The organism is Rhodococcus ruber NBRC 15591 (genome assembly GCF_001894945.1).
GTDB classification, from domain to species: domain Bacteria; phylum Actinomycetota; class Actinomycetes; order Mycobacteriales; family Mycobacteriaceae; genus Rhodococcus; species Rhodococcus ruber.
Genome location: NZ_BCXE01000031.1, coordinates 1 through 20293, shown reverse-complemented (window position 1 = coordinate 20293; position 20293 = coordinate 1). Strand labels below are relative to the sequence as shown.

Annotated in this window: 22 protein-coding genes and 1 riboswitch; of the genes, 8 read left to right on the top strand and 14 right to left on the bottom strand. The window is 72.7% G+C overall.

What is annotated here, in order from left to right; translation table 11 throughout:
- Positions 1 to 56 precede the first annotated feature (56 nt).
- From cobBC to abmR, 3 genes are read left to right on the top strand one after another with little or no spacing between them, the layout of a single operon-like run.
- Positions 57 to 2420, top strand: coding sequence for a bifunctional hydrogenobyrinic acid a,c-diamide synthase/histidinol phosphate aminotransferase CobBC (gene cobBC / locus RR3_RS18580; RefSeq protein ID WP_174557586.1), 2364 nt, complete (start codon positions 57 to 59; stop codon positions 2418 to 2420).
- Positions 2408 to 3352 carry a cobalamin biosynthesis protein gene (locus RR3_RS18575; protein WP_017680726.1) on the top strand — a complete coding sequence of 315 codons (945 nt, stop codon included), beginning with the start codon at positions 2408 to 2410 and terminating at the stop codon, positions 3350 to 3352. The genes cobBC and RR3_RS18575 overlap by 13 nt, the downstream gene beginning before the upstream one ends.
- Before the next feature lie 51 nt (positions 3353 to 3403).
- Positions 3404 to 3961, top strand: a complete 558-nt coding sequence (gene abmR / locus RR3_RS18570) for an ATP-binding transcription factor AbmR (protein WP_010593209.1) — start codon at positions 3404 to 3406, stop codon at positions 3959 to 3961.
- Positions 3962 to 4009: 48 nt separating this feature from the next.
- On the opposite strand, the gene RR3_RS18565 is transcribed toward abmR, so the two are convergent.
- Genes RR3_RS18565 through RR3_RS18550 form a run of 4 tightly spaced genes read right to left on the bottom strand, consistent with a single transcriptional unit; the run spans position 4010 to position 7231 of the window.
- Entirely contained in the window at positions 4010 to 4744 is a 735-nt protein-coding gene (locus tag RR3_RS18565; protein ID WP_064066614.1) for a cobalt-precorrin-6A reductase, read from the bottom strand.
- Positions 4741 to 6234 (bottom strand): cobyric acid synthase, encoded by a 1494-nt coding sequence (locus tag RR3_RS18560; RefSeq protein ID WP_048772122.1) that lies wholly within the window; start codon positions 6232 to 6234, stop codon positions 4741 to 4743. The genes RR3_RS18565 and RR3_RS18560 overlap by 4 nt, the downstream gene beginning before the upstream one ends.
- 5 nt (positions 6235 to 6239) lie before the next feature.
- Positions 6240 to 7055 (bottom strand): CbtA family protein, encoded by an 816-nt coding sequence (locus tag RR3_RS18555; protein ID WP_010593212.1) that lies wholly within the window; start codon positions 7053 to 7055, stop codon positions 6240 to 6242.
- 11 nt (positions 7056 to 7066) lie between these two features.
- Positions 7067 to 7231, bottom strand: a complete 165-nt coding sequence (locus tag RR3_RS18550; protein WP_003938359.1) for a CbtB domain-containing protein — start codon at positions 7229 to 7231, stop codon at positions 7067 to 7069.
- A gap of 59 nt (positions 7232 to 7290) precedes the next feature.
- Positions 7291 to 7404: riboswitch (cobalamin riboswitch) on the bottom strand.
- Between the two features lie 63 nt (positions 7405 to 7467).
- Here RR3_RS18550 and RR3_RS18545 point away from each other — a divergent pair.
- Entirely contained in the window at positions 7468 to 7998 is a 531-nt protein-coding gene (locus RR3_RS18545; RefSeq protein ID WP_234420105.1) for a histidine phosphatase family protein, read from the top strand.
- Between the two features lie 6 nt (positions 7999 to 8004).
- On the opposite strand, the gene RR3_RS18540 is transcribed toward RR3_RS18545, so the two are convergent.
- From RR3_RS18540 to RR3_RS18530, 3 genes are all read right to left on the bottom strand, one after another.
- Entirely contained in the window at positions 8005 to 8937 is a 933-nt protein-coding gene (locus RR3_RS18540) for a cation diffusion facilitator family transporter (protein ID WP_059174344.1), read from the bottom strand.
- Positions 8938 to 9004: 67 nt separating this feature from the next.
- Positions 9005 to 10150 (bottom strand): FUSC family protein, encoded by a 1146-nt coding sequence (locus RR3_RS18535; RefSeq protein ID WP_048772118.1) that lies wholly within the window; start codon positions 10148 to 10150, stop codon positions 9005 to 9007.
- Positions 10137 to 10553, bottom strand: coding sequence for a DUF3151 domain-containing protein (locus RR3_RS18530; protein WP_003938363.1), 417 nt, complete (start codon positions 10551 to 10553; stop codon positions 10137 to 10139). The genes RR3_RS18535 and RR3_RS18530 overlap by 14 nt, the downstream gene beginning before the upstream one ends.
- 80 nt (positions 10554 to 10633) lie before the next feature.
- On the opposite strand from RR3_RS18530, the gene RR3_RS18525 reads away from it, so the two are divergent.
- Positions 10634 to 11635, top strand: coding sequence for an Rv0361 family membrane protein (locus RR3_RS18525; protein WP_048772115.1), 1002 nt, complete (start codon positions 10634 to 10636; stop codon positions 11633 to 11635).
- A gap of 110 nt (positions 11636 to 11745) precedes the next feature.
- On the opposite strand, the gene fbaA is transcribed toward RR3_RS18525, so the two are convergent.
- Positions 11746 to 12783: a class II fructose-bisphosphate aldolase gene (fbaA, locus tag RR3_RS18520; protein ID WP_003938365.1), complete on the bottom strand. Its 1038-nt coding sequence runs from the start codon at positions 12781 to 12783 to the stop codon at positions 11746 to 11748.
- A 151-nt stretch (positions 12784 to 12934) separates the two neighbouring features.
- On the opposite strand from fbaA, the gene RR3_RS18515 reads away from it, so the two are divergent.
- Complete coding sequence (locus tag RR3_RS18515) at positions 12935 to 13750, top strand: VTT domain-containing protein (protein WP_017680735.1); 816 nt, start codon at positions 12935 to 12937, stop codon at positions 13748 to 13750.
- A gap of 23 nt (positions 13751 to 13773) precedes the next feature.
- Positions 13774 to 14439 carry a DedA family protein gene (locus RR3_RS18510; protein WP_010593218.1) on the top strand — a complete coding sequence of 222 codons (666 nt, stop codon included), beginning with the start codon at positions 13774 to 13776 and terminating at the stop codon, positions 14437 to 14439.
- A 116-nt stretch (positions 14440 to 14555) separates the two neighbouring features.
- Here the strand turns inward: RR3_RS18510 and RR3_RS18505 are convergent, their stop codons facing one another.
- The 5 genes from RR3_RS18505 to RR3_RS18485 all read right to left on the bottom strand — a co-directional run bounded on the left by RR3_RS18505 (position 14556) and on the right by RR3_RS18485 (position 18952).
- Complete coding sequence (locus RR3_RS18505; protein ID WP_010593219.1) at positions 14556 to 15602, bottom strand: GTP-binding protein; 1047 nt, start codon at positions 15600 to 15602, stop codon at positions 14556 to 14558.
- Between the two features lie 17 nt (positions 15603 to 15619).
- On the bottom strand, positions 15620 to 16780 hold the full coding sequence (locus RR3_RS18500) for a glycoside hydrolase family 76 protein (protein ID WP_064066615.1): 1161 nt from the start codon (positions 16778 to 16780) through the stop codon (positions 15620 to 15622).
- A gap of 76 nt (positions 16781 to 16856) precedes the next feature.
- Entirely contained in the window at positions 16857 to 17522 is a 666-nt protein-coding gene (locus RR3_RS18495; protein WP_017680738.1) for a TrmH family RNA methyltransferase, read from the bottom strand.
- Between the two features lie 2 nt (positions 17523 to 17524).
- On the bottom strand, positions 17525 to 18136 hold the full coding sequence (locus RR3_RS18490) for a hypothetical protein (RefSeq protein WP_017680739.1): 612 nt from the start codon (positions 18134 to 18136) through the stop codon (positions 17525 to 17527).
- A gap of 48 nt (positions 18137 to 18184) precedes the next feature.
- The gene (locus tag RR3_RS18485) at positions 18185 to 18952 is read right to left on the bottom strand and encodes an SDR family oxidoreductase (RefSeq protein ID WP_010593224.1); all 768 of its coding nucleotides are present in this window, start codon (positions 18950 to 18952) and stop codon (positions 18185 to 18187) included.
- 63 nt (positions 18953 to 19015) lie between these two features.
- On the opposite strand from RR3_RS18485, the gene RR3_RS18480 reads away from it, so the two are divergent.
- Positions 19016 to 19462, top strand: coding sequence for a hypothetical protein (locus tag RR3_RS18480; protein ID WP_017680740.1), 447 nt, complete (start codon positions 19016 to 19018; stop codon positions 19460 to 19462).
- Positions 19463 to 19482: 20 nt separating this feature from the next.
- On the opposite strand, the gene RR3_RS18475 is transcribed toward RR3_RS18480, so the two are convergent.
- Positions 19483 to 20226 carry a lysoplasmalogenase gene (locus RR3_RS18475; RefSeq protein ID WP_040270637.1) on the bottom strand — a complete coding sequence of 248 codons (744 nt, stop codon included), beginning with the start codon at positions 20224 to 20226 and terminating at the stop codon, positions 19483 to 19485.
- Positions 20227 to 20293 lie beyond the last annotated feature (67 nt).

Below are 20293 nucleotides of genomic sequence, written 5' to 3'. Positions count from 1 at the left end.
CTCGGGTGTGGCCGCGTGGTGACACTCGGCAGCGTGGTGACACTCGGGGTGGCAGCGTGGTGACGCTGCCGCGGCTGGTGATCGCCGCGCCGGCGTCCGGGCACGGGAAGACCACGGTCGCAACGGGTCTCATGGCCGCACTGCGGTCGGTCGGGCACACCGTGTCGGGGCACAAGGTCGGCCCGGACTACATCGACCCCGGCTACCACGCCCTCGCGACGGGCCGGCCGGGACGTAACCTCGACGCGCACCTCGTCGGCACCGACCTGCTCGCACCGCTGCTCACGCACGGCGCCCGCGGCGCGGACGTCGCGATCGTCGAGGGCGTGATGGGCCTGTACGACGGGATGCTCGGCGCCGACGGTTTCGCGTCCACCGCCCACACCGCCACGGTGCTCGGCGCCCCGGTGGTCCTCGTCGTCGACGTCTCGCACGCCTCCCGTTCCATCGCGGCGGTGGTGCACGGCATGGCCACGTTCGACCGCGGTGTCCGCATCGCCGGGGTGATCCTGAACAAGGCCGGTTCGGTGCGGCATTCCGACGAGGTGGTCGAGGCCCTGGCCGCGACGGGCGTTCCGGTGCTCGGGGTGCTGCAGCGCGACGACGGGATCTCGGCGCCGTCGCGGCATCTGGGGCTGGTGCCGGCGCAGGAGCGGGCCGGGGCGGCCGCCCAGCTCGACCGGCTGGCCGCGCAGATCGCCGCGCGCGTCGATCTTGCCGAGGTGATGCGGATCGCCCGCAGCGCACCGGCTCTCGTCACCGAACCGTGGGAGCCGGGCGAGTCGGCCGAGGACGGACCGGTCGTCGCGATCGCCGGGGGTCGCGCCTTCACGTTCCGCTACGCCGAGACCGAGGAGATGCTGCGCGCCGCCGGGTGCCGCACCGTCGTCTTCGACCCGCTGCGCGACGAACGCCTGCCGGACGGCACCGCCGGAATCTACCTCGGCGGCGGGTTCCCGGAGGTACACGCCGCCGACCTGGCTGCGAACACGCCGCTGCGCGAGCATCTGCGGGCCGCGATCGCGGCCGGCACGCCCACCGTCGCCGAGTGCGCGGGCCTGCTGTACCTGTGCCGCGACGTGGACGGCGCTCCGATGGTCGGCGCGGTCGACGCGTCCGCGCGGATGACCCCGCGGCTCACCCTCGGCTACCGCACCGCCGTCGCGCCCCGCGACACGCTGCTCACCCCGGCGGGCGCTCGGGTGACCGGGCACGAATTCCACCGCACCACCGTCGATTCCACCGGCGAGCCGGCGTGGCTGCTGGGCGGTAGGCCCGACGGGTTCGCCTCCGCCACCGTGCACGCGTCCTATCTGCACACCCACTGGGCCGGGCATCCGGTCCTTGCCCGGCGGTTCGCCGAGGCGGTGCGGGCCGCGACGCCGGTCCCCCCGCCGCCACGCACGACCCGTACCGCCGCACCGGACCTGCAGCACCACGGTGACCGGGAGGCGACCCCCGGCCTGGTGGATCTGGCCGTCAACGTCGCGCGCCGGCCGCGTCCGGACTGGCTGGAGGCGGCACTGACGGGCTCGCTGGCCGAACTGGACCGGTATCCGGATCCGCGGGCGGCGCGCGCGGCCCTGGCCGCGCGGCACGGCCGCGATCCGCACGAGGTGCTTCCCACCGCCGGCGGCGCGGAGGCGTTCACCCTCGTCGCCCGCGCCCGCCGCTGGGCGCGACCGGTGGTGATCCACCCGCAGTTCACCGAGCCGGAGGCGGCGCTGCGCGTCGCCGGGCACGAGGTGACCCGGGTGCTGTTGCGGGCCGAGGACGGGTTCGTCCTCGACGCGGCGCCGGTGCCCGACGACGCCGACCTCGTGGTCGTCGGCAACCCGACGAACCCGACCGGGGTGCTGCACCCGGCTGCCGCGCTGCGGGCCCTGGCGCGCCCCGGGCGGGTGCTCGTGGTGGACGAGGCGTTCATGGATGCGGTACCGGGAGAGACCGAATCGCTTGCCGGGGAGTCGATTCCGGGTGTCGTGGTGATCCGCTCGCTCACCAAGACGTGGGCGATTCCCGGGATCCGCGCCGGATACGTGCTCGGTGACGAGTCGATCGTCGCCGAACTGGCCGCGCACCAGCCACCGTGGTCTGTGTCCACACCGGCGGCGGCGGCGATGATCGCGTGCGCGTCGGCGGCGGCCACGGTCGAGGCCGAGCGGGCCGCCGTGCAGATCGCGGCCGACCGCGCCGTCCTCGTGGACGGCCTGACCGCCCTCGGCGTCGCGGTGGCCGGACCGTCCGCGGCGCCGTTCGTGCTGGCACACGTCCCGGCCGGCACGCGGGAGCGCCTGCGGGGCCGGGGGTTCGCGGTGCGCCGCGGCGACACGTTCCCCGGCCTCGGCGCGGACTGGGTGCGCATCGCGGTGCGCGACCCGCAGACGACCGCGGCGCTGCTCGAGGCGTGGCCGACGTGAATGCCCGCGCCGCCGGCCTCGTCCTGGGCTATGCCGCCGACCGGGCGTTCGGCGATCCCCGCCGGTTCCATCCGGTGAGCGGCTTCGGCCGGATCGCGCGCGCGACCGAACGGGCGCTGTACGCGGATCACCGGGCGGCCGGGGCACTGTTCACCGTGGTGCTGGTCGGCGGCGCCACGGGGCTCGGCTACGGCGCGGACCGCCTCACCCGGCGGCGCCCGCTGCTGCGGACGGCGGTGACGGCGGCCGCGACGTGGACCGTGCTCGGCGGCCGCTCGCTGGCGCGGGAGGCCACGACGATCGACGGCCAGCTGCGCCGTGGGGATCTGCCCGCCGCGCGACGGCAGGTCACCCACCTCGTCGGCCGCGACCCGTCGCAGCTCGACGCCGCCGGCGTCGCCCGCGCCACGCTCGAGTCGCTCGCGGAGAACACGTCCGATGCGGTGGTCGCGCCGCTGCTCTGGGGTGCGGTGGCCGGGCCGGCGGGTCTGCTCGGCTACCGGGCCGCGAACACCCTCGACGCCCGCGTGGGCCACCGCACGCCCCGTCACGAGCGGTTCGGCTGGGCGTCGGCCCGGTTCGACGACGTGCTCAATCTGGCTCCGGCGCGGCTGTCGGCGCTGCTCGCGGTCGGCCTGGGCGGCCGGCCGGGTGCGGCGCTGCGGGCCTGGCGCCGGGACGCCCACCGGCACCCGAGCCCGAATGCGGGTCCGGTGGAGGCCGCGTTCGCCGGGGCGCTGGGGGTCACGCTGGGCGGGGTGAACGTCTATCACGGTGTCGTCGAGGACCGCGGCACTCTCGGTGACGGTCCGCCGCCGCAGCCGGCGGACCTGGGGCGTGCGGTGCGGCTCGCCGCGCGGGTCGGCGTGGGAGCGCTGGCGGTGTGCACTGTCCTCACGGTCGCGACCAGGGATGTGGCGCGCATCACGTAAGAGGTGTAACACTGTAATCAGTGAAACACCCTTCGTCCCGAGGAGGACGACATGCGACACACCCCCCACATGCACGGACCCCGCTTCGGACGCCCCGGCGGCTGGCAGCAGGCCGACGTCCCCGATGCGAGCGACGCCACCGAGTGGTTCTCCGGACGACTGCCCGACGACTGGTTCACCGGCCCCGCCACCATCGAGGTCGACCGCGAGGAGATCGTCGTCGTCGGGGAACTCCCCCCGCCCGAGGACGCCGGCGCCGCGGCCGTCGACGGGCGCATCGCCCGCTTCCGGGAGAGCACCCGCCCGGACCGCATGCGCATCGCCGACGAGGCCGAGGCCCGCTACGGCCGGAAGGTCGCCTGGGGCGTCACCCTCGGCGATCGCCGGGTGTTGTTCACCCACTTGGCCGTTCCGGTGATGACCCGGCTGCGCCAGCCCGAGCGCAAGGTCCTCGACACCCTCGTCGACGCCGGCGTCGCCCGGTCGCGCTCCGACGCGCTCGCCTGGTGCATCAAGCTCGTCGGCACGCACAGCGAGCAGTGGCTCGCCGAGCTCCGGGAGGCGATGCGCAAGGTCGACGACCTGCGCGCCGAGGGCCCGCAGGTCTGACGCCGCAGATCCCCGTGGCCGCGCGCGCGAAATCCGGCGCGCCGGTGTCTATTTCGTCATCGGCTCGGAGGCCCAGGCGACGGCCTCGGCGACCGTCGTCACCGTCGGCACCCCCGGCGGCGACGGCGGTCGGCGCACGACGACGACCCGCACGCCGAGTTCGGCCGCGGCGTCGAGCTTGGCGCGGGTCAGGTCCCCGCCGGAGTCCTTCGTGACGAGCACGTCGACGCCGTGGCCGGCGAGCAGCGCCCGCTCGCCGTCGAGCGTGTAGGGGCCCCGGGCGAGCAGCACCGTCCACGAGTCCGGCACGTCGAGGTCCAACGGTTCGACCACCCGCACGAGGACACGGTGCCGCGCGAGGGGGCCGAGGAAGCGGTCGAGGGTCTGACGTCCCGTGCTCAGGAACACGCTCGTGCCCCCGGCCGCTGCCACGGCCGCGGCGTCGTGGTCGTCGACCCACGTCCAGTCGGCGGTGCCGGTCCAGCCCGGCCGCGCGAGGCGCAGCAGCGGCACCCCGGCCGCCGCGCACGCGGTCGCGGCGTTGCCGCTGATCCGCGCGGCGAACGGGTGCGTCGCATCGACGACCCGGTCGATCCCGTTGCCGCGCAGGTACTGTTGCAGTCCCTCGACGCCCCCGAAACCGCCGATCCGAACCTCGCCCACCGGCAGCCGCGGGTTGCGTACCCGTCCCGCGAGCGACGACAGGTACGCCACCCCCGCGGTCTCCAGACGAGCGGCGAGCGCCCGGGCCTCTCCGGTGCCACCGAGAACGAGCACCGTCATGCCAGGCCGCCGGTCAGGGTGGGCAGCGCGGGCCGGTCCCCCAGCATCCCGAGCAGGGTGTCGACGTCGAGGTGCTCCTCGATCATGTCGGCGAGCACCTCGAGGCGGGCCTCGCGTGCGTCGTGGAAGCCGACGGTGCCGGTGGCGACGTCGCGGCCGGTGAGTGCGGCGACCTCGCGGAGCCAGGCGGTGCGCAGGGCGTCGGCCTCGAGGCTGCCGTGCCACATGGTGCCGAACACCGTTCCCGCCCGGGCGCCGCCGAGGAACTCCTCGTCGCCGCCGCGGGAGATGCGGCCGTGGTGGATCTCGTAACCCGAGGCGGGGACCCCGAGCGCCGTCCCGGTCGGCAGCCGCAGCACCTTCTCCGGTTCGAAACGGGTGTGCACGTCCAGCAATCCGAGCCCGTCCACGCACGCATCGCGCGTGCCTTCGACGCCGTGCGGATCGGCGATCCGCCGGCCGAGCATCTGGAATCCGCCGCAGATGCCGAGCACCACGCCCCCACGACGGGCGTGGTCGGCGACGGCGGTGTCGAGGCCGCGACCGCGCAGCCACGCGAGGTCGGCGAGGGTGGCGCGCGTACCGGGCAGGATCACCACGTCGGCACCGGCGACGGCGCGGGGGTCGTCGACGAACCGCACCCGCACGTCCGGCTCGAGGCACAGGGCGTCGACGTCGGTGAAGTTGCTGATCCGGGGCAGCATCACCACCGCGACGGTGAGCGCGCCGGCGCCGTCGTGGGCGGGTCGCGACGACAGGGCCAGCGAGTCCTCCGAGTCCAGCCACAGGTCGCGCTGCCACGGCAGGACACCGAGAACCGGCCTGCCGGTGATCTCTTCGAGCGTGTCGAGGCCGGGCCGCAACAGCCCGACATCGCCGCGGAACTTGTTGATCACGAATCCGCGGACGAGGGCCTGGTCGGGCGCGTCGAGCAGGGCGAGGGTGCCGTACATGGCGGCGAACACCCCGCCGCGGTCGATGTCGCCGACGAGCACCGTCGGCAGGTCGCCGTGCCGGGCCAGACCCATGTTGACGTAGTCGTGGGCCCGCAGGTTGATCTCGGCGGCGCTGCCGGCGCCCTCGCAGACCACGACGTCGAAGCGGGCGCGCAGGTCGTCGAATGCAGTGAACGCGGCGTCGGCGAGATGTCGTCGCCCGCCCGCGAACTCGCCGGCCTCGAGGTGCCCCGCGGGGCGGCCGAGCACGACGACGTGGCTGCGACGATCGCTGCCGGGCTTGAGCAGCACCGGATTCATCGCGGCCTCGGGCGTCGCGCGGGCGGCCACCGCCTGGATCCACTGCGCGCGGCCGATTTCCACGCCCTCACCGGTGTCCGGGTCGAGGGCCACCATCGAGTTGTTGGACATGTTCTGCGCCTTGAACGGCGCGACCGACAACCCGCGTCGGGCCAGCGCCCGGCAGATCCCGGTGGTCACCACGGTTTTCCCGGCGTCGGAGGTGGTTCCGGCGACGAGCAGGCCCTGTCCCACGCCGGCTACGCCACGCGGACGGGTGCGCGCCGATCGGCGCGTTCGGTGAGGAACGCGAACGCCACCCCCAGGGCGAACCACAATGTGGTCTGGATGACCACGGACGCAACGCGGAAGTCCCACAGCAGCGTCGCCGGGAATCCGGCACCGACCTCGTCGATCGTCGGCAGCACCGCATATCCGAGGCCCACCACGACGAGGAAGGCCAGGACCGGGCCTGCGAGCCGGACGGTGCGCATCTCCTGGCGGGCGAGGGCCTTCGCGACGGCGACCGCCACCGCGAGCGCGACGAGGCCGAGCACGACCGTCGCGACCCACAGGAGCGTGCGCTGGTCGATGGTGTCCGGGTCGCCCACCGCGGGCGGATTGGCCGGGTACTTCAGGAACGGCACCGCCGCGACCGCGAGCCAGCCGGCTCCGGCGCCGAGCAGTCCGAGCACCGGACCCGACAGCGTGGTGTGGCGGCGCGCGAAGTGCAGCACCGAGGCGTACAGCGCACCGAGCGCCAGCCCGCCGAGGGTGGTGGCGAGGATCAGGCCCGCCTTCTGCCCGGTGCGGCCGACGAGGGCGTCCTCGCCGTGGCTGTGACCGGCGGATCCGGCCTCGTGCGTGTGGGTGTGTGCGCCGGTGGCGGCGTGTTCGGCGGCGGATTCCTCGAGCGCGATCGCGGCCTCGATGTGCGGCTCGCCGATCACGAACGCGACGGCGCCGGCGAGCAGGCCCGCGAGGAGACCGGCGAGCAGGCCGCGCAGCAGGATCCGGGTGTAGGGACCGGCCAGTGGGACGCTGTCCGAGACGGCGGCATCCGGGTGCGGTGACACGGCCCCCGCGCTCAGTGACACGGCAGGCCGAGCAGGTGCCGGCCGTCGTGCATCAGTTCGTGCATGAACATGCCGGTGCGCGACACGGCACCCTGGTCGAACCCGACCAGGTAGAGGGTGACGAAGGCGAGCAGCACGACGGCGGTGATCGCGGCAGCCAGCGCTGCCGAACCCATCGTGGACTCGGGGGTGTGGACAGTAGCCAAAGTATCCTCCTGGGATAACGCGTCCCGTCGAAAGTTCTTGCACCGAGGGAGTTTTCTGACTCCCGGACGTCACGTCCGGTCACAGTGGCGCGACCGCTCCGGACTTGCACCGGATTGCCTGCACCTCGGCACGGGTAACGAAGGAACATTCGCACCCCCGCCTTCCCCTGTCAAGGCGAACGCGCGGGGTGTGGTTCGATGACGCCGTGGTTCGTCTCACCCTCCTGGCCCACGCCTCGACGGAGGCGCAACGCGCCGTCCGGTTCCCCGCCGACGAGCCGCTGTCGCAGCGCGGCAGGCGCGAACTCGGGCGCGTGGTGGCGCCGGTGGCCGACCGCGTCGTCGTGGCGCCGGAGCGCCGCACCACCGAGACCGCGGCCGCGCTGGGCGCGACGGCCGGTGTCGATCCCGCGCTGCGGGACCTGGACTACGGCGACTGGGCGGGGCTGGCCATGGACGAGGTGCCGGCCGCGGGTCTGCACGAGTGGCTGACCGATCCGCACGCGGCACCGCACGGCGGCGAATCCGTCGCGGCGCTGGGTGACCGGGTGGCGGGATGGCTCGACGAGCTGGCGCCGGGACGGGTCGTCGCGGTGACCCACCCCGCGGTGATCCGCGCCGCGACCGGGTACGCACTGGGCGCGGGACCGCGGTCGTTCTGGCGGATCGACGTGCGTCCGCTCGCCCGGGTCCGGCTGCACGGACGGTCGGGCCGGTGGTCGCTGCGGCTGGACTGAGCCGCGCTACCAGGTGACGTTCTCCTCGCAGCGCCGCCCGTTGACGGTCGTCTCGACCTGCACGGTGGCGTGCTCGAGCCCGTGCGAGGTGAGGACGGCGCGGGCCGATTCGAGCACCCACTGCGGGTCGTGGTCGCTGATCAGGTGCACCGTGGCGACGTCCATCCCGGTCGTCAGGGTCCACACGTGCAGGTCGTGGACGCCGGTGACGCCGGGCAGGGCGGACAGGTCGGCGCGGACCCCGTCGACGTCGAGGTGCGCGGGCGACGCCTGGGTGAGGATGCGCAGCGACGCCGCGGCCAGCCGCACCGCCCGCGGCACCACCCACAGCGAGATGAGGACGCCGACGACGACGTCGGCGAGGGTCCAGTCGAACAGCAGGACCAGGGCGCCGGCGACGAGGACGCCGACGCTTCCGACCGCGTCGGCGAGGACCTCGAGGTAGGCACCGCGGACCGCGAGACTGTCCTTGGCATCGGCGCGCAGGAGCAGCATCACGACGAGGTTGGCGGCCAGACCGGCCGTCGCGGTGAGCACGAGGGCCGTGCCGGGGATGTCGGGGGCGTCGCCGATGCGGTGGATCGCTTCGTAGAACACCCAGACCGCCACGACGAGCAGGAGTGCGGCGTTCGCCATCGCGGCGAGCACCTCGGCACGGTGCCAGCCGAAGGTGCGGGCGGCGGCGGTGCTCCCGCGCCGCGCGAGGATCAGGGCGGCCATCCCCATGGACATGCCCACCACGTCGGTGAGCATGTGGCCGGCGTCGGCGAGCAGGGCGAGCGAGTCGATCCACAGGGCGACGCCGGCTTCGAGGAGCAGGAACGCCACCAGGATCGCGAGGGCGATCGCCATCCGCCGCAGCCGCCCCCGCGACGGCCCCGCCTCGCCGGGCGCACCGGCTCCGGCGTGACCGTGCGAATGACCGTGTCCGACCCCCATGATCCTCCCTCCGAAGTTTCGGCCATCATATGCAGACATACGCATATGTTCAACGGAGGGGTGGATGTCAGGACTCGGGCGGATACGCCGGATGCTCCACGGTCGGGGGCAGGGTCGCGATCGCCGAGATCCGTTTCAGCCCCGCCACCTGGAGCAGGTCCACGATCAGCGAGCGGATCTGCGCGAATACCACCGTGGCCGACAGACCCGCACCCTGCACCTGGTCCGGCTTCATCTCCCGGGCCACACTCCGCAGCACCCGGGCCGCCTCCGCCTGGTCCGGCTTCTCCCCCGGCTCGGCGAGGACCATCGCCTTCAGCACGTCCACCGCGTCGGCCAGTTCGTCGATGCGCCGCACCAGCCGCGGATCGAGGATCTCGTCGTCGCGCACGAGCGAGAGCGACCGGCGCGCCAGCACGCGCGTGTTGCGCATGGCGTTGTCGATCGGGTCCGCCGCGGCCGTGAGCCGTTCGAGCCGCGGCCGGCTGTTCCAGTACAGCGGCGAGATGCGGCTGATCTCCTTGCCGCCGGAGATGTTGGTGCGCATCGCGTCGATCGCCGACTGCGTGGCCCGGGCCTCGCGCAGGGCCGCCTCGATCGGCTTCGGGTTGTTCTCGACCAGGCCGGTCTCGACCTTGCGCAGCACGTCCGCCGCCGTGGCCAGCACGTTCGCCGCCTCCCGGCGCGCCCGGCGAACCGGATGCGTGGGAATCACGGCGACGACGGCGATGCCGACCAGGCCGCCGACGAGGGCGTCGACCATGCGGTCGACGCCCCCGGACCCGCCGGGCGGGATCAGGGTCGCCACGAGCACCGCCGAGTTCCCGGCCTGCATGGAGAAGATCGGACCGCTGTTCAGGGCCACCGCCGTGCCCATCGCCATCGCGACGACGAGTGCGATCTGCCACGGACCGCTGCCGATGAACGAGATGATCAGGTCGCCGATGCCGATGCCCACGGTGACCCCGCAGACGAGTTCGACCGACCGGCGCATCCGCGCCCCCAGCGACAGCCCCAGCGACACGACCGCCGCGATGGGCGCGAAGAACGGCTGCTCGTGTCCGACCGGTCCCGTCGCCACCCACCAGGCGATGCCCGCCGCGAGCGCGCACTGCAGGATGGGCAGCGCCGAGGACCGCAGCCGGCGCCCCGACGCACGCAGCCGCCGGCGGACGCCGTCCCTGGTGGGCAGCCGGGGACTAATCGACGCCAAGCGCTTCGGCGGCGCGGGGATCGCAGTCCTCGAGCAGGTCGAGGCAGCGGGCGTGCTCGTCGGCCTCGCCGATCTCCTTCGCGGCGCGGGCCAGCGTGGCGACGCACCGCAGGAAACCCCGGTTGGGTTCGTGCTCGTACGGCACGGGACCGAAGCCCTTCCAGCCGTTGCGGCGCAGCTGGTCGAGACCGCGGTGGTAGCCGGTGCGGGCGTAGGCGTAGGCCGCGATCGTCTCGCCGCGCTCGAGGGCGGCTTCGGCCAGGTAGGCCCACGCGATCGACGCGGTGGGGTGGTCGGCTGCCACCTTCGCCGGATCCTCGCGGTTCAGCAGCGCCGATTCCGCCTCGTCGTCGCCGGGCAGCAGGGTGGGTTGGGGTCCGAGAAGATCACCGAAAGACGTCATGGCCACCATTGTGCCCACCGCGGGACGACGGTCGTTAGGCTGCCCGGGAGAACAGCCGTCCGCTCAGCAAGGGGGATCGCGTGCCGGATCCGAAGAACGAAGACACCACCACGTCCCCCGATCCGGCGACGGGCGCACCCGATTCCTCCGCAGCGCCCGGCGACGCCGAGGGCCCGGCACCGCACGCAGGCCCGCAAGGCGGCACACCGGCCACGGACAACCCCCGTTCCTCCACAGCGCCCGGCGACGCCGAGGGCCCGGCACCGCACGCAGGCCCGCAAGGCGGCACACCGGCCACGGGTCCCGCCGACCGCGCCGCGGACGAGCCGGCCTCGGCGAGCGAGGCGGAGACCGTGGCCATCCCGGCCGCGCGGCGCGCCGAACCGGCCCCCTCCCCCGCCGACGCGCCCACCGCCCGCATCGCCGTCACCACGCACACCCCCAAGCAGGCGCCGCAGCGGATCGTTCCCCAACGCGCCGAACCGCAGCGGGTCCCGCCGGCGGGGCCGGAACCGCACCGTGCCGAGGCCCGGCGGGTGGAGCCCCAGCGCATCGAACCCCGGCGCACCGAACCACAGCGCGTCCAACCCCAGCGCGCCCAGCCGGTCCCGGGGCCGCAGCGCATCGACCCCGTCGCACCCGGCAGGCGGGGCCGGCGAGGCTGGGTGATCGCCGCGCTCGTCGCGGGACTGCTCGTCGTCGCCGCAGTGGCGGCCGCGGCCGTGAAGGTCTACCTGGACGACCGGGCGGCGAACTCGCCGGAGGCCCGGATCCGCGCCACCGTCGAGACCTTCGTCGGTGCGCTCGCCGCCGGCGACCTGACGACGCTGCGCACCACGACGTGCGGCGGACTGCAGGAGTTCTACGCCTCGGTACCGCCCGAGCAGTTCGCGGACATCCACCGCACCGCCGTCGACCAGGGCACCGTGCCCGTCGTCACCGGCGTCGACAAGGTGCAGATCACCGACGGCCAGGCCATCGCACAGGTCACGGCGCACCCCGCCGGGACGCCGACCGACGTCACCCAGCGCACCTTCGACCTGGCCCGCGAGGGGGAGGACTGGAAGGTCTGCGGCGAATGATCCGCGACGAACGGTAGAGGGCGAACGGTAGAGGCAGAACGAAACGACGCGAGCGGTGCCGCGGGCCGGGCCCGCGTCACCGCTCGCGTCGGACGACTGCGCGGGATCGATCAGCCGGCGGACACCGAGCGGCCCGCGGACTTGAGGTCGTTGCAGGCCTCGACGACCCGAGCGGTCATCGACGCCTCGGCCTTCTTCAGGTAGCTGCGCGGATCGTAGGTCTTCTTGTTGCCGACCTCGCCGTCGATCTTCAGGACACCGTCGTAGTTGGCGAACATGTGCCCGGCGATCGGACGGGTGAACGCGTACTGGGTGTCGGTGTCGACGTTCATCTTCACCACGCCGTAGCTGAGCGCCTCGTCGATCTCGGACTTCAGCGAGCCGGAACCGCCGTGGAAGACCAGGTCGAACGGCTTCGAGCCGGCCGCCAGGCCCAGCTTCTTCGACGCGGCGGCCTGGCCGTCGGCCAGCACGGACGGCTTGAGCTTGACGTTGCCCGGCTTGTAGACGCCGTGGACGTTGCCGAACGTCGCGGCGAGCAGGTACTTGCCCTTCTCGCCGGCGCCGAGCGCGTCGACCGTCTTCTCGAAGTCCTCGATCGAGGTGTACAGCTTCTCGTTGATGGCGTTCTCCACGCCGTCCTCTTCACCGCCGACGACGCCGATCTCGACCTCGAGGATGATGTTCGCGTCCTTGGACAGCGCGAGCAGTTCCTGGGCGATCTGCAGGTTCTCGTCGATCGGGATGGCCGACCCGTCCCACATGTGCGACTGGAACAGCGGGTTCTCGCCGTTCTTCACCCGCTCCTGCGAGATGGCGAGCAGCGGGCGCACGAACCCGTCCAGCTTGTCCTTCGGGCAGTGGTCGGTGTGCAGCGCGATGGTGACGTCGTACTTCGCGGCGATGACGTGTGCGAATTCGGCGAGCGCGACGGCGCCGGTCACCATGTCCTTGACACCGAGGCCGGAGCCGAACTCGGCGCCACCCGTCGAGAACTGGATGATGCCGTCGCTGCCGGCGTCCGCGAAGCCCTTGATCGCGGCGTTGATGGTTTCGGACGAGGTGCAGTTGATGGCCGGGAACGCGAAGGAGTGGTCCTTGGCGCGGGCGATCATCTCGGCATAGACCTCGGGAGTCGCGATTGGCACGGCGGCTGTCCTCCAGATGAGAGTCGATGGGTGCCTTCCCGGGGGTGCGGGAGGGCTCCAGGGTTGTCCCTGCAGTATGTCAACTGTCGGCGCGGGGACACAGTCGGGTGCCCGCCATGATTCGGGTCACCGGCCTCCCACCGGTACTCTGGTGGCCGTGAGTGTGCTCGGAGGACTGGAGTCCGTGACCGTCGTCCCGGAGACCGTGACGAATCTGGCGTTACTGCCGGGATTCCTGGACCCGGTGAATCTGCTCAACTCCTTCGGCACCTGGGTGCTCATCGGCCTGCTGCTCGTGGTGTTCATCGAGTCGGGTCTGCTGTTCCCGTTGCTGCCGGGCGACTCGCTGCTCTTCACCGCCGGTCTGATCGCCGCCTCGAAGTCCGAGGAGATCCCGCCGTTCGCACCGCTGTGGGTGCTGATGGTGACGATCCCGATCGCGGCGATCCTGGGCGACCAGGTGGGCTACTGGATCGGCGCCAAGGGCGGTACGCGCCTGTTCAAGAGCTACGACTCGAAGATCTTCAACAAGGGCTACATCGACCAGTCCGAGGACTTCTTCCAGCGGCACGGTCCGATCACGATCGTCCTCGCCCGGTTCGTGCCCATCGTGCGCACCTTCGCGCCGGTGGTCGCGGGCGCGTCCCGCATGAAGTACCCGGTGTTCCTCACCTACAACATCGTGGGCGGCATCCTGTGGGGCGCCGGCGTGACGCTGCTGGGCTACCTGCTCGGTCAGATCACCTTCATCCGCGACAACATCGACATCATCTTCCTGCTGATCGTGTTCGCCTCCGTCGTCCCGATCATCCTCGAGGTCGGCAAGCACCTGATCGCCAAGCGCAGGGCCGCCGCCGTCGTCGAGGCCGACGCCACTGCCGACGAGGCCGACGCCACTGCCGACGAGGCCGACGCCACTGCCGACACGGTGCCGGTGCCGACGACGCGTCGCGACACCACGCCCTGAGCACGCGCGCGAACGCGTCCTCCATGATTCTCGCCGCGGAGACCTTCGGTCCGCTCGAAACCGCCGGGCCCGCCCTGGTGTGGCTCGTCGTCGTGACGTTCGTGTTCGTGGAATGCGCCATCATCCTCGGCCTGTTCCTGCCCGGGGACTCCATGCTGCTGACCGCCGGCGTCGTGCTGGCCGCCCACCATTCCGGTGCGGCGCAGGTGTGGGCCCTGTCGGTCGGGGCGATGGTGGCCGCGATCGCCGGGAACCAGGTGGGATACGTGATCGGCCACCGGCGTGGTCACCACCTCATCGCCCGCCGCAACGGCCGATACCTCAACGCGGCCAACCTGCGGAAGGTCAATGTCCTCCTCGACCGTTACGGGTTCTGGGCGGTGCTGATCGCCCGCTGGATTCCGTGGGTGCGGACGCTGTCTCCGCTGGTGGCCGGGGCCGCGCGGATGAACCACACCCGCTACACGATCGCGTCCACGATCGGCGCGATCCTGTGGGCACCGGTGCTGCTGCTCGTCGGGTTCTACTTCGGCGAGTACCTCGAGCGGGTCTCGTGGCTGCTGCCGACGGTCCTCGCCGTGATGGCCGCCGTCCTCGTCGTGGGCACGGTGCTCGGCGTTCGGCAGTACCGGATCGAGATGGCGCGGCCGGCGGTGGACGTGGAGATCGCGGACGTCGACCCCGACTGAGCGGCCGGCTGCCCCGGTCGACACGGCCTGCACGCCCGCGGCCATCGCCTGAGGCCATCGACTGAGGCCATCGACTGAGCCCGCTGTCGATGTCCGGGAGGGGTGGGGATGCGCGTTCAGACGAGGGCGGGGTCCAGGATGCGGCGCGGAGTGTCCGGATCCAGGCGCACGCCGATGAAGACGATTTCCTGCCCCGGCGTCTCGCCGGTCCGGGACCACGGCTGGGCCGGTTCGAGCACCAGATCGGGGCCGGCCTGCGACCAGACCGCCGCGGTGTCCGGGTCGTCGGCGAACCAGCAGAAGCCCTTGCTGCGCAGCACCCCGTGCAGATTCTCCACGGCCGCCTCGAGCCGGGCGCGGTCGAAGGGGCGATCGGCGCGGTAGACGACGCTGCGGATGCCGTACTCCTCGGTCTCCGGGGTGTGGCCGCCGGCGAGTTCCTCGGCCCAGCCCGGGGCGAGTGCCGCCGCCTCCGGGTCGTAGCGTCCGGTGCCGACGACCTCGCCGATCGGGACGGCGCCGTGGACGGTGCGCAGGAGCCGCGCCGTCGGGTTGAGCCGGCGCAGGGTGGCCTCGACGGCCCCGGCGACGGCGTCGCTCACCAGGTCCGTCTTGTTGAGCAGCAGCACGTCGGCGAATTCGACCTGGTCGACGAGCAGGTCGGAGATGCTGCGCTCGTCGCCCTCGCCGGCCTCGAGATCGCGCTCGTCGAGTCGGTCGCCGCGCGCGAGCTCGGCGAGGAACGTGGTGGCGTCGACGACGGTGACCATCGTGTCGAGGCGCGCGAGCTGCCCGAGGCGGAAGCCGTCGTCGAACTCCCAGTCGAACGTCGCGGCGACGGGCATCGGCTCGGAGATGCCGGTCGACTCGATCACGAGGTGGTCGAACCGGTTCTCCCGGGCGAGCCGCGCGACCGTCTCGATCAGGTCCTCGCGGAGCGTGCAGCAGATGCAGCCGTTGGTGAGCTCGACGAGCTTCTCGGTGGTGCGGTCGAGGCTGCCGTCGACGAGCGCGGCGTCGATGTTGATCTCGCTCATGTCGTTGACGACGACCGCGACGCGGGCACCGTCGCGGTTGGCGAGGATGTGGTTGAGCAGCGTGGTCTTGCCCGCGCCGAGGAAGCCGGAGAGCACGGTGACGGGCAGTGGGGTCGCGGCGGTCATGCCGTCGACGATAACCGTTATCGATAACCGTTTTCAAAATGGGTGCCGTCGGGTCGCGCAGAACTCGGTCCCGGCGCCCGCTCGGTGGCGACGGCGTACGCCGATTCCATCAGCATCCACCCGCTCAGCTGCACCGACAGGTCCCGCTCCGCCACGCCCGAGCTGCGCACCGTGCCGCCGGAGAAACGCGCGATCCCGGGTGCTGTGCCGGGCAGCCGGGCCTGCACGGACCAGTCCCGCCCGAACAACGGCAGCCCCTCGATCTGCAGGCGGTTCGCCCACGCGGCCTGCGCGGACGCGAGCACGATCCGCGCGGCGAGCCGGCGCGCGCGTTCGTCCTCCACGTCGACCACCGGCAGCGTCGTCGCGACCATCGCCAGATACCGGACGAGGATGCCGTTGAACAGTCCCCCGTCCCCACCGCCCCCGCCGGTGATCACCCCACGGTCCGCCAACTGGGTGTCCACGGCCTCGACGAGGGCGTGCACCCGCTCCCGGTGCCGCGGCTCGCCCATCCGCACCCCCAGCTCGGTCTCCAGCCCGAGCACGACGCCCTGGCAGTACGTGTAGACCGCGCGCTCGACCCGGCCACCGCGGATCCCGTCGAAGATCAGGCCGGTCTCCGGATCACGCAGCGTCTCGTGGATCCAGTCCGCCATCTCCTGGGCCCGCAGCAGCTTGCCGGTGCGGGCGAGCAGCAGTCCCGCCGGGCCGTTGGCCGGGGTGTTGTAGAAGTCGTCGCGGCGCCGCCAGGGGATGCCCCCGCCCCGCTCGGGGGCCCACGCCTCGAACAGCTCGTTCTCGAGGACGGCGATGGCGTCGCGGCGGTCGACGTAGAGGTGCCGCTGCGCGCGCTCGAGAGCGAGGCCGAGCCAGGCCATGTCGTCGAAGTAGTTGTTGGTCCAGCCGAGAAGGTTGCGAATCCGGTGCGAGCGCGTCAGCCGCAGCACCCGGCGCCGGCGCCGCGGCGTCGCCTCCCGCTCGGCGGCGTCGACCGCGAGATCGATCAGGTGCGCCTGCCACCAGTAGTGCCAGGTGAGGAAGAGTCGTTCGCGGCGCACCGCCGGCCATCCGACGACTCCGAGCGCGGTGCCGGGCAACGCCCACAACCGCCGCACGTGCCGCGACGTGACTGCAGCCTCCGCGAGATCCGCCCGCTCGGCCCACAAATCCGACATGTCGTCGCCAACCTCGTCTCACCGTCGCTACCGCTACCAGCTTTCCCCTATCGGCCGCACCTCGTCGAACGTTTCCTCACCAGGCGCGGTCGAGGTCGGCGTGCTGCCGGATCCAGGCGTGCATCGCGATCCCGGCGGCGACGCCGGCGTTGATGCTGCGGGTCGAGCCGAACTGGGCGATGGACACGGTCGTCGCGGCGACCTCCCGCGCCCGCGCCGTCACACCGGGGCCCTCCTGGCCGAACAGCAGCAGGCACGCGCGGGGCAGCCGTGCGGTCTCGAGTGGCACCGATCCGGGGGTGTTGTCCACCGCGACGATCGTCAGTCCCTGTCCGGCCGCCCAGTCCAGAAGGGAGTCGACGTCCGGATGGTGCACGAGATGCTGGTACCGGTCGGTCACCATCGCGCCGCGACGGTTCCAGCGCCGGCGGCCGACGATGTGCACGGCGGCCGCCGCGAACGCGTTCGCCGTGCGCACCACGGTGCCGATGTTCGCGTCGTGCCCGAAATTCTCGATCGCCACGTGCAGCGGATGGCGGCGGGTGTCGATGTCGGCGACGATCGCCTCGCGCGTCCAGTAGCGGTACGCGTCGACGACGTTGCGCCGGTCACCGTGGGCGAGCAGCTCCGGGTCGTAGCGCGGATCCCGCGGGGGCTCGGTGCCGTACTCCTCGACCCACGGACCGTACCCGTGCGGGTGCTCGCCCCACTCGGTGGGACCGGCAACGTCGTCGAGATGCACGGTCAGAACGTCGTGTTCGAGGCGGCAGCGATCGTGAAGCCGTGCCCGGTGGCGTCGTTGACGCAGGAGACGTCGGCGGCGGTGGTCTCGCACGTGTAGCCGAGCTTGCTCAACGTCGATCCGCTCGGCAGGACCGGGTCGTCGCCGCCGGAGGTGTAGACCGACCCACCCGAACACATGAACTCCGCGGGCCCCGCGTCCTGCACGCGAATACCGTTGCCCCAGTTGACCATGCAGTTCTCGGGCCGAGGCGGCACCGGATCCGTGACGCCCTCGCAGCCCGCCTCGGTGCGGGAGGGGAGTTTGACGATCCCGCACCGGAACCCGCCGTCGGGGCTGGTGAAGTAGTACGACTCGTTGCGCTCGTACTGCACGTCGGCCGGCGCCGCCGCAGCGCTCTCGGGCCCTGCCGGGGCGCTCTCGGGGACCGGGGTGGTCGAGGTGGGCTCGGTGGTCGTCGGGGCGGGTGCCACCGTGGTGGTGGTCGTGACGGCCGCGCTCGACGACGACGCGGCAGCCGGCTGCTCCACCCCCTCCGACGAACCTCCGCACCCGGCCAGTGCCAGCACCGCCACCGCGGCCGCACCGATCGACGACATCCGACGCACGTTCACCCGACTCCCTTCCGTCGCTGATCCGTCCGCCACTCTAGCGAGACCGCGTCAGCTGCCGGTCACCCACCGGTTGACCAGGCGATTGAGCCGGGCGGGCGTGACCTGGGCGAAGGCGGCGAACGCCTTCGCCTGCCAGCCCACGGTGTGGTGGACACCGGCCGCCCGCCGGCCCGGACGGGTCAGGTCGTACAGCGCCCGCGCGACGTCGTCGGCGTCGAGCCGGATCCCCAGCCGCCGCGACGCACCGATGTTCATGTCCCGGGTCATCGCCGTCTCGACGAACAGCGGCCACATCGCGACCACCCGGATGTCGTGCGGAGCCCATTCCAGATCGAGGGCCTCGGTCAGCCCGCGCACGGCGAACTTGGTGGCGCTGTAGGTGGCGAGCTCCGGCTGCCCGTACAGCGCCGACGCCGAGCACAGGTTGACCACCTGGGCGCCGGGCGTGCGGCGCAGGTACTCGAACGCGCTGTGGCAGCCGGTGATCGTCCCGGCGACGTTGACGTCGACCATCTGCCGGTGCCGCGCGAGCGGGGTCGTCTCGAACGGACCCGAGGCCAGGACACCCGCGTTGTTGACGAGCAGGTCCAGCGTGCCGTCGGCGCAGAACGCCTTCAGTGTGCGTTCCCAGCCCGCCGCGTCGGTGACGTCGAGGACCGCGGTGACGATGCCGGGTTGCTCCGCGGCGAGCGCCTCGAGGCCCGCGGCATCGACGTCGACGGCGGCGACCCGGTAGCCACGGCGGGCGAGGAGCAGGGCGGTGGCGCGGCCGATCCCCGCGGCGGCACCGGTGACGAAGGCAGTGGGCGAATTCATGAATGCAGCGTAGCGACGCCGAACGTGGCGCAGGTCACGGACTATCCTGGCATCGGAGGAGCAATGAGCCACGTTCGAGTCGTTCGTGCCGTCGCGTTCGTCACCGCCGGATATCTCGTCGTCCTGGCCCTGTGGCTGGGGCTGTTCGTCGGCAGCTCTCCCGAGGGCACCGTCCCCTACCAGATCATGTTCCTGCTGGCCGCGTACGGCTCGGCGCTGGGCATCGCCATGATCCTCGCCGGGCGGCCGTCGCGCGCCGACCGCCGTCTCGCCCGCCGCGGCCTCGAGGGCTGGGCGACCATCACCTCGGCTCGGCACCTCGGGCACACCGTGGACAACGGCGAGCTCACCGAGCTGGATCTCGATCTGACGGTGCCGGGTTCCGAGCCGTACCACGGACGGGTGCTCTACGAGGTCGCCCGCGAGGATCTCGACCGGTTCGAGCCGGGCCGGGTCGTGGGCATCCGCGTCGACCCGCGCGACCGGGACCGCATCGTCCTCTGCCCGTAGGCGACCGGTGTGTCCGTCGCCTACGCGGACAGCCGGGGCGCGACGGCGCCCTCCCGCCCGAGCGCGAGCTTGCCTTCGACGAGGAGCAGCTGGGCCAGCGCGTAGGTCGCGAGCACGAACCCCTCCGCCGCGGCGCGCGCCCCCTCCGAGCGCAACAGCACCCGCCGCGCGACGATGGTGCCGTCGGAGAGCGTGAACACCAGGCCGCCGAGCCCCAGCCAGCTGCGCCGGTCCCGGCCCGGGATCGGCAGGTCGGCCAGCCGGCGGGCGCCGGGGGCGAGCGACGGGTCCGCGGCGAGTGTCGCGGTGGTCCCGAGCAGCGCACCGTAGCCCGTCAACGGGGCCGCCACCCGGGGCGCCTTCACGCCGAGCAGGCCGGCGGCTCCGAGCGCCGCGACGGCCCGCGGCACCGCCGCCGACCGGGTCGGACGGGCCCCGCGACGGGCCAGCAGCGCCGAGTAGCAGACCTGCATCACGGCGAACGAGGACGCACCGCGCAGCAGCCGCGCGTCGTCGTCCGGGTCGATCATGAACACGTCGCCGACGGTCGCGCCGGTCAAGGCGAGCAGCAGCAGGGCGGTGTCCGACCGGTCGGTGTGCGGGGCGTGCCGCAGCACCCGGACCGCCAGCGACGGCCCGATCAGCGGCTTGGCGACCCGCTGCAGCCGCTCGTTCCCGAGCACGCCGCCCACGACCGTCGCCGTCGCGGCCGCGGCGAACACCGCGTGCTCGGCGTTCCACCTGTCCCGGCTGAACCATCCCATGCACGGCAGCGTACCGATCCGCGCGGCGTCACCCGGCCGGCTTTCCTCAGGCGCAGCGGCGGGCGCC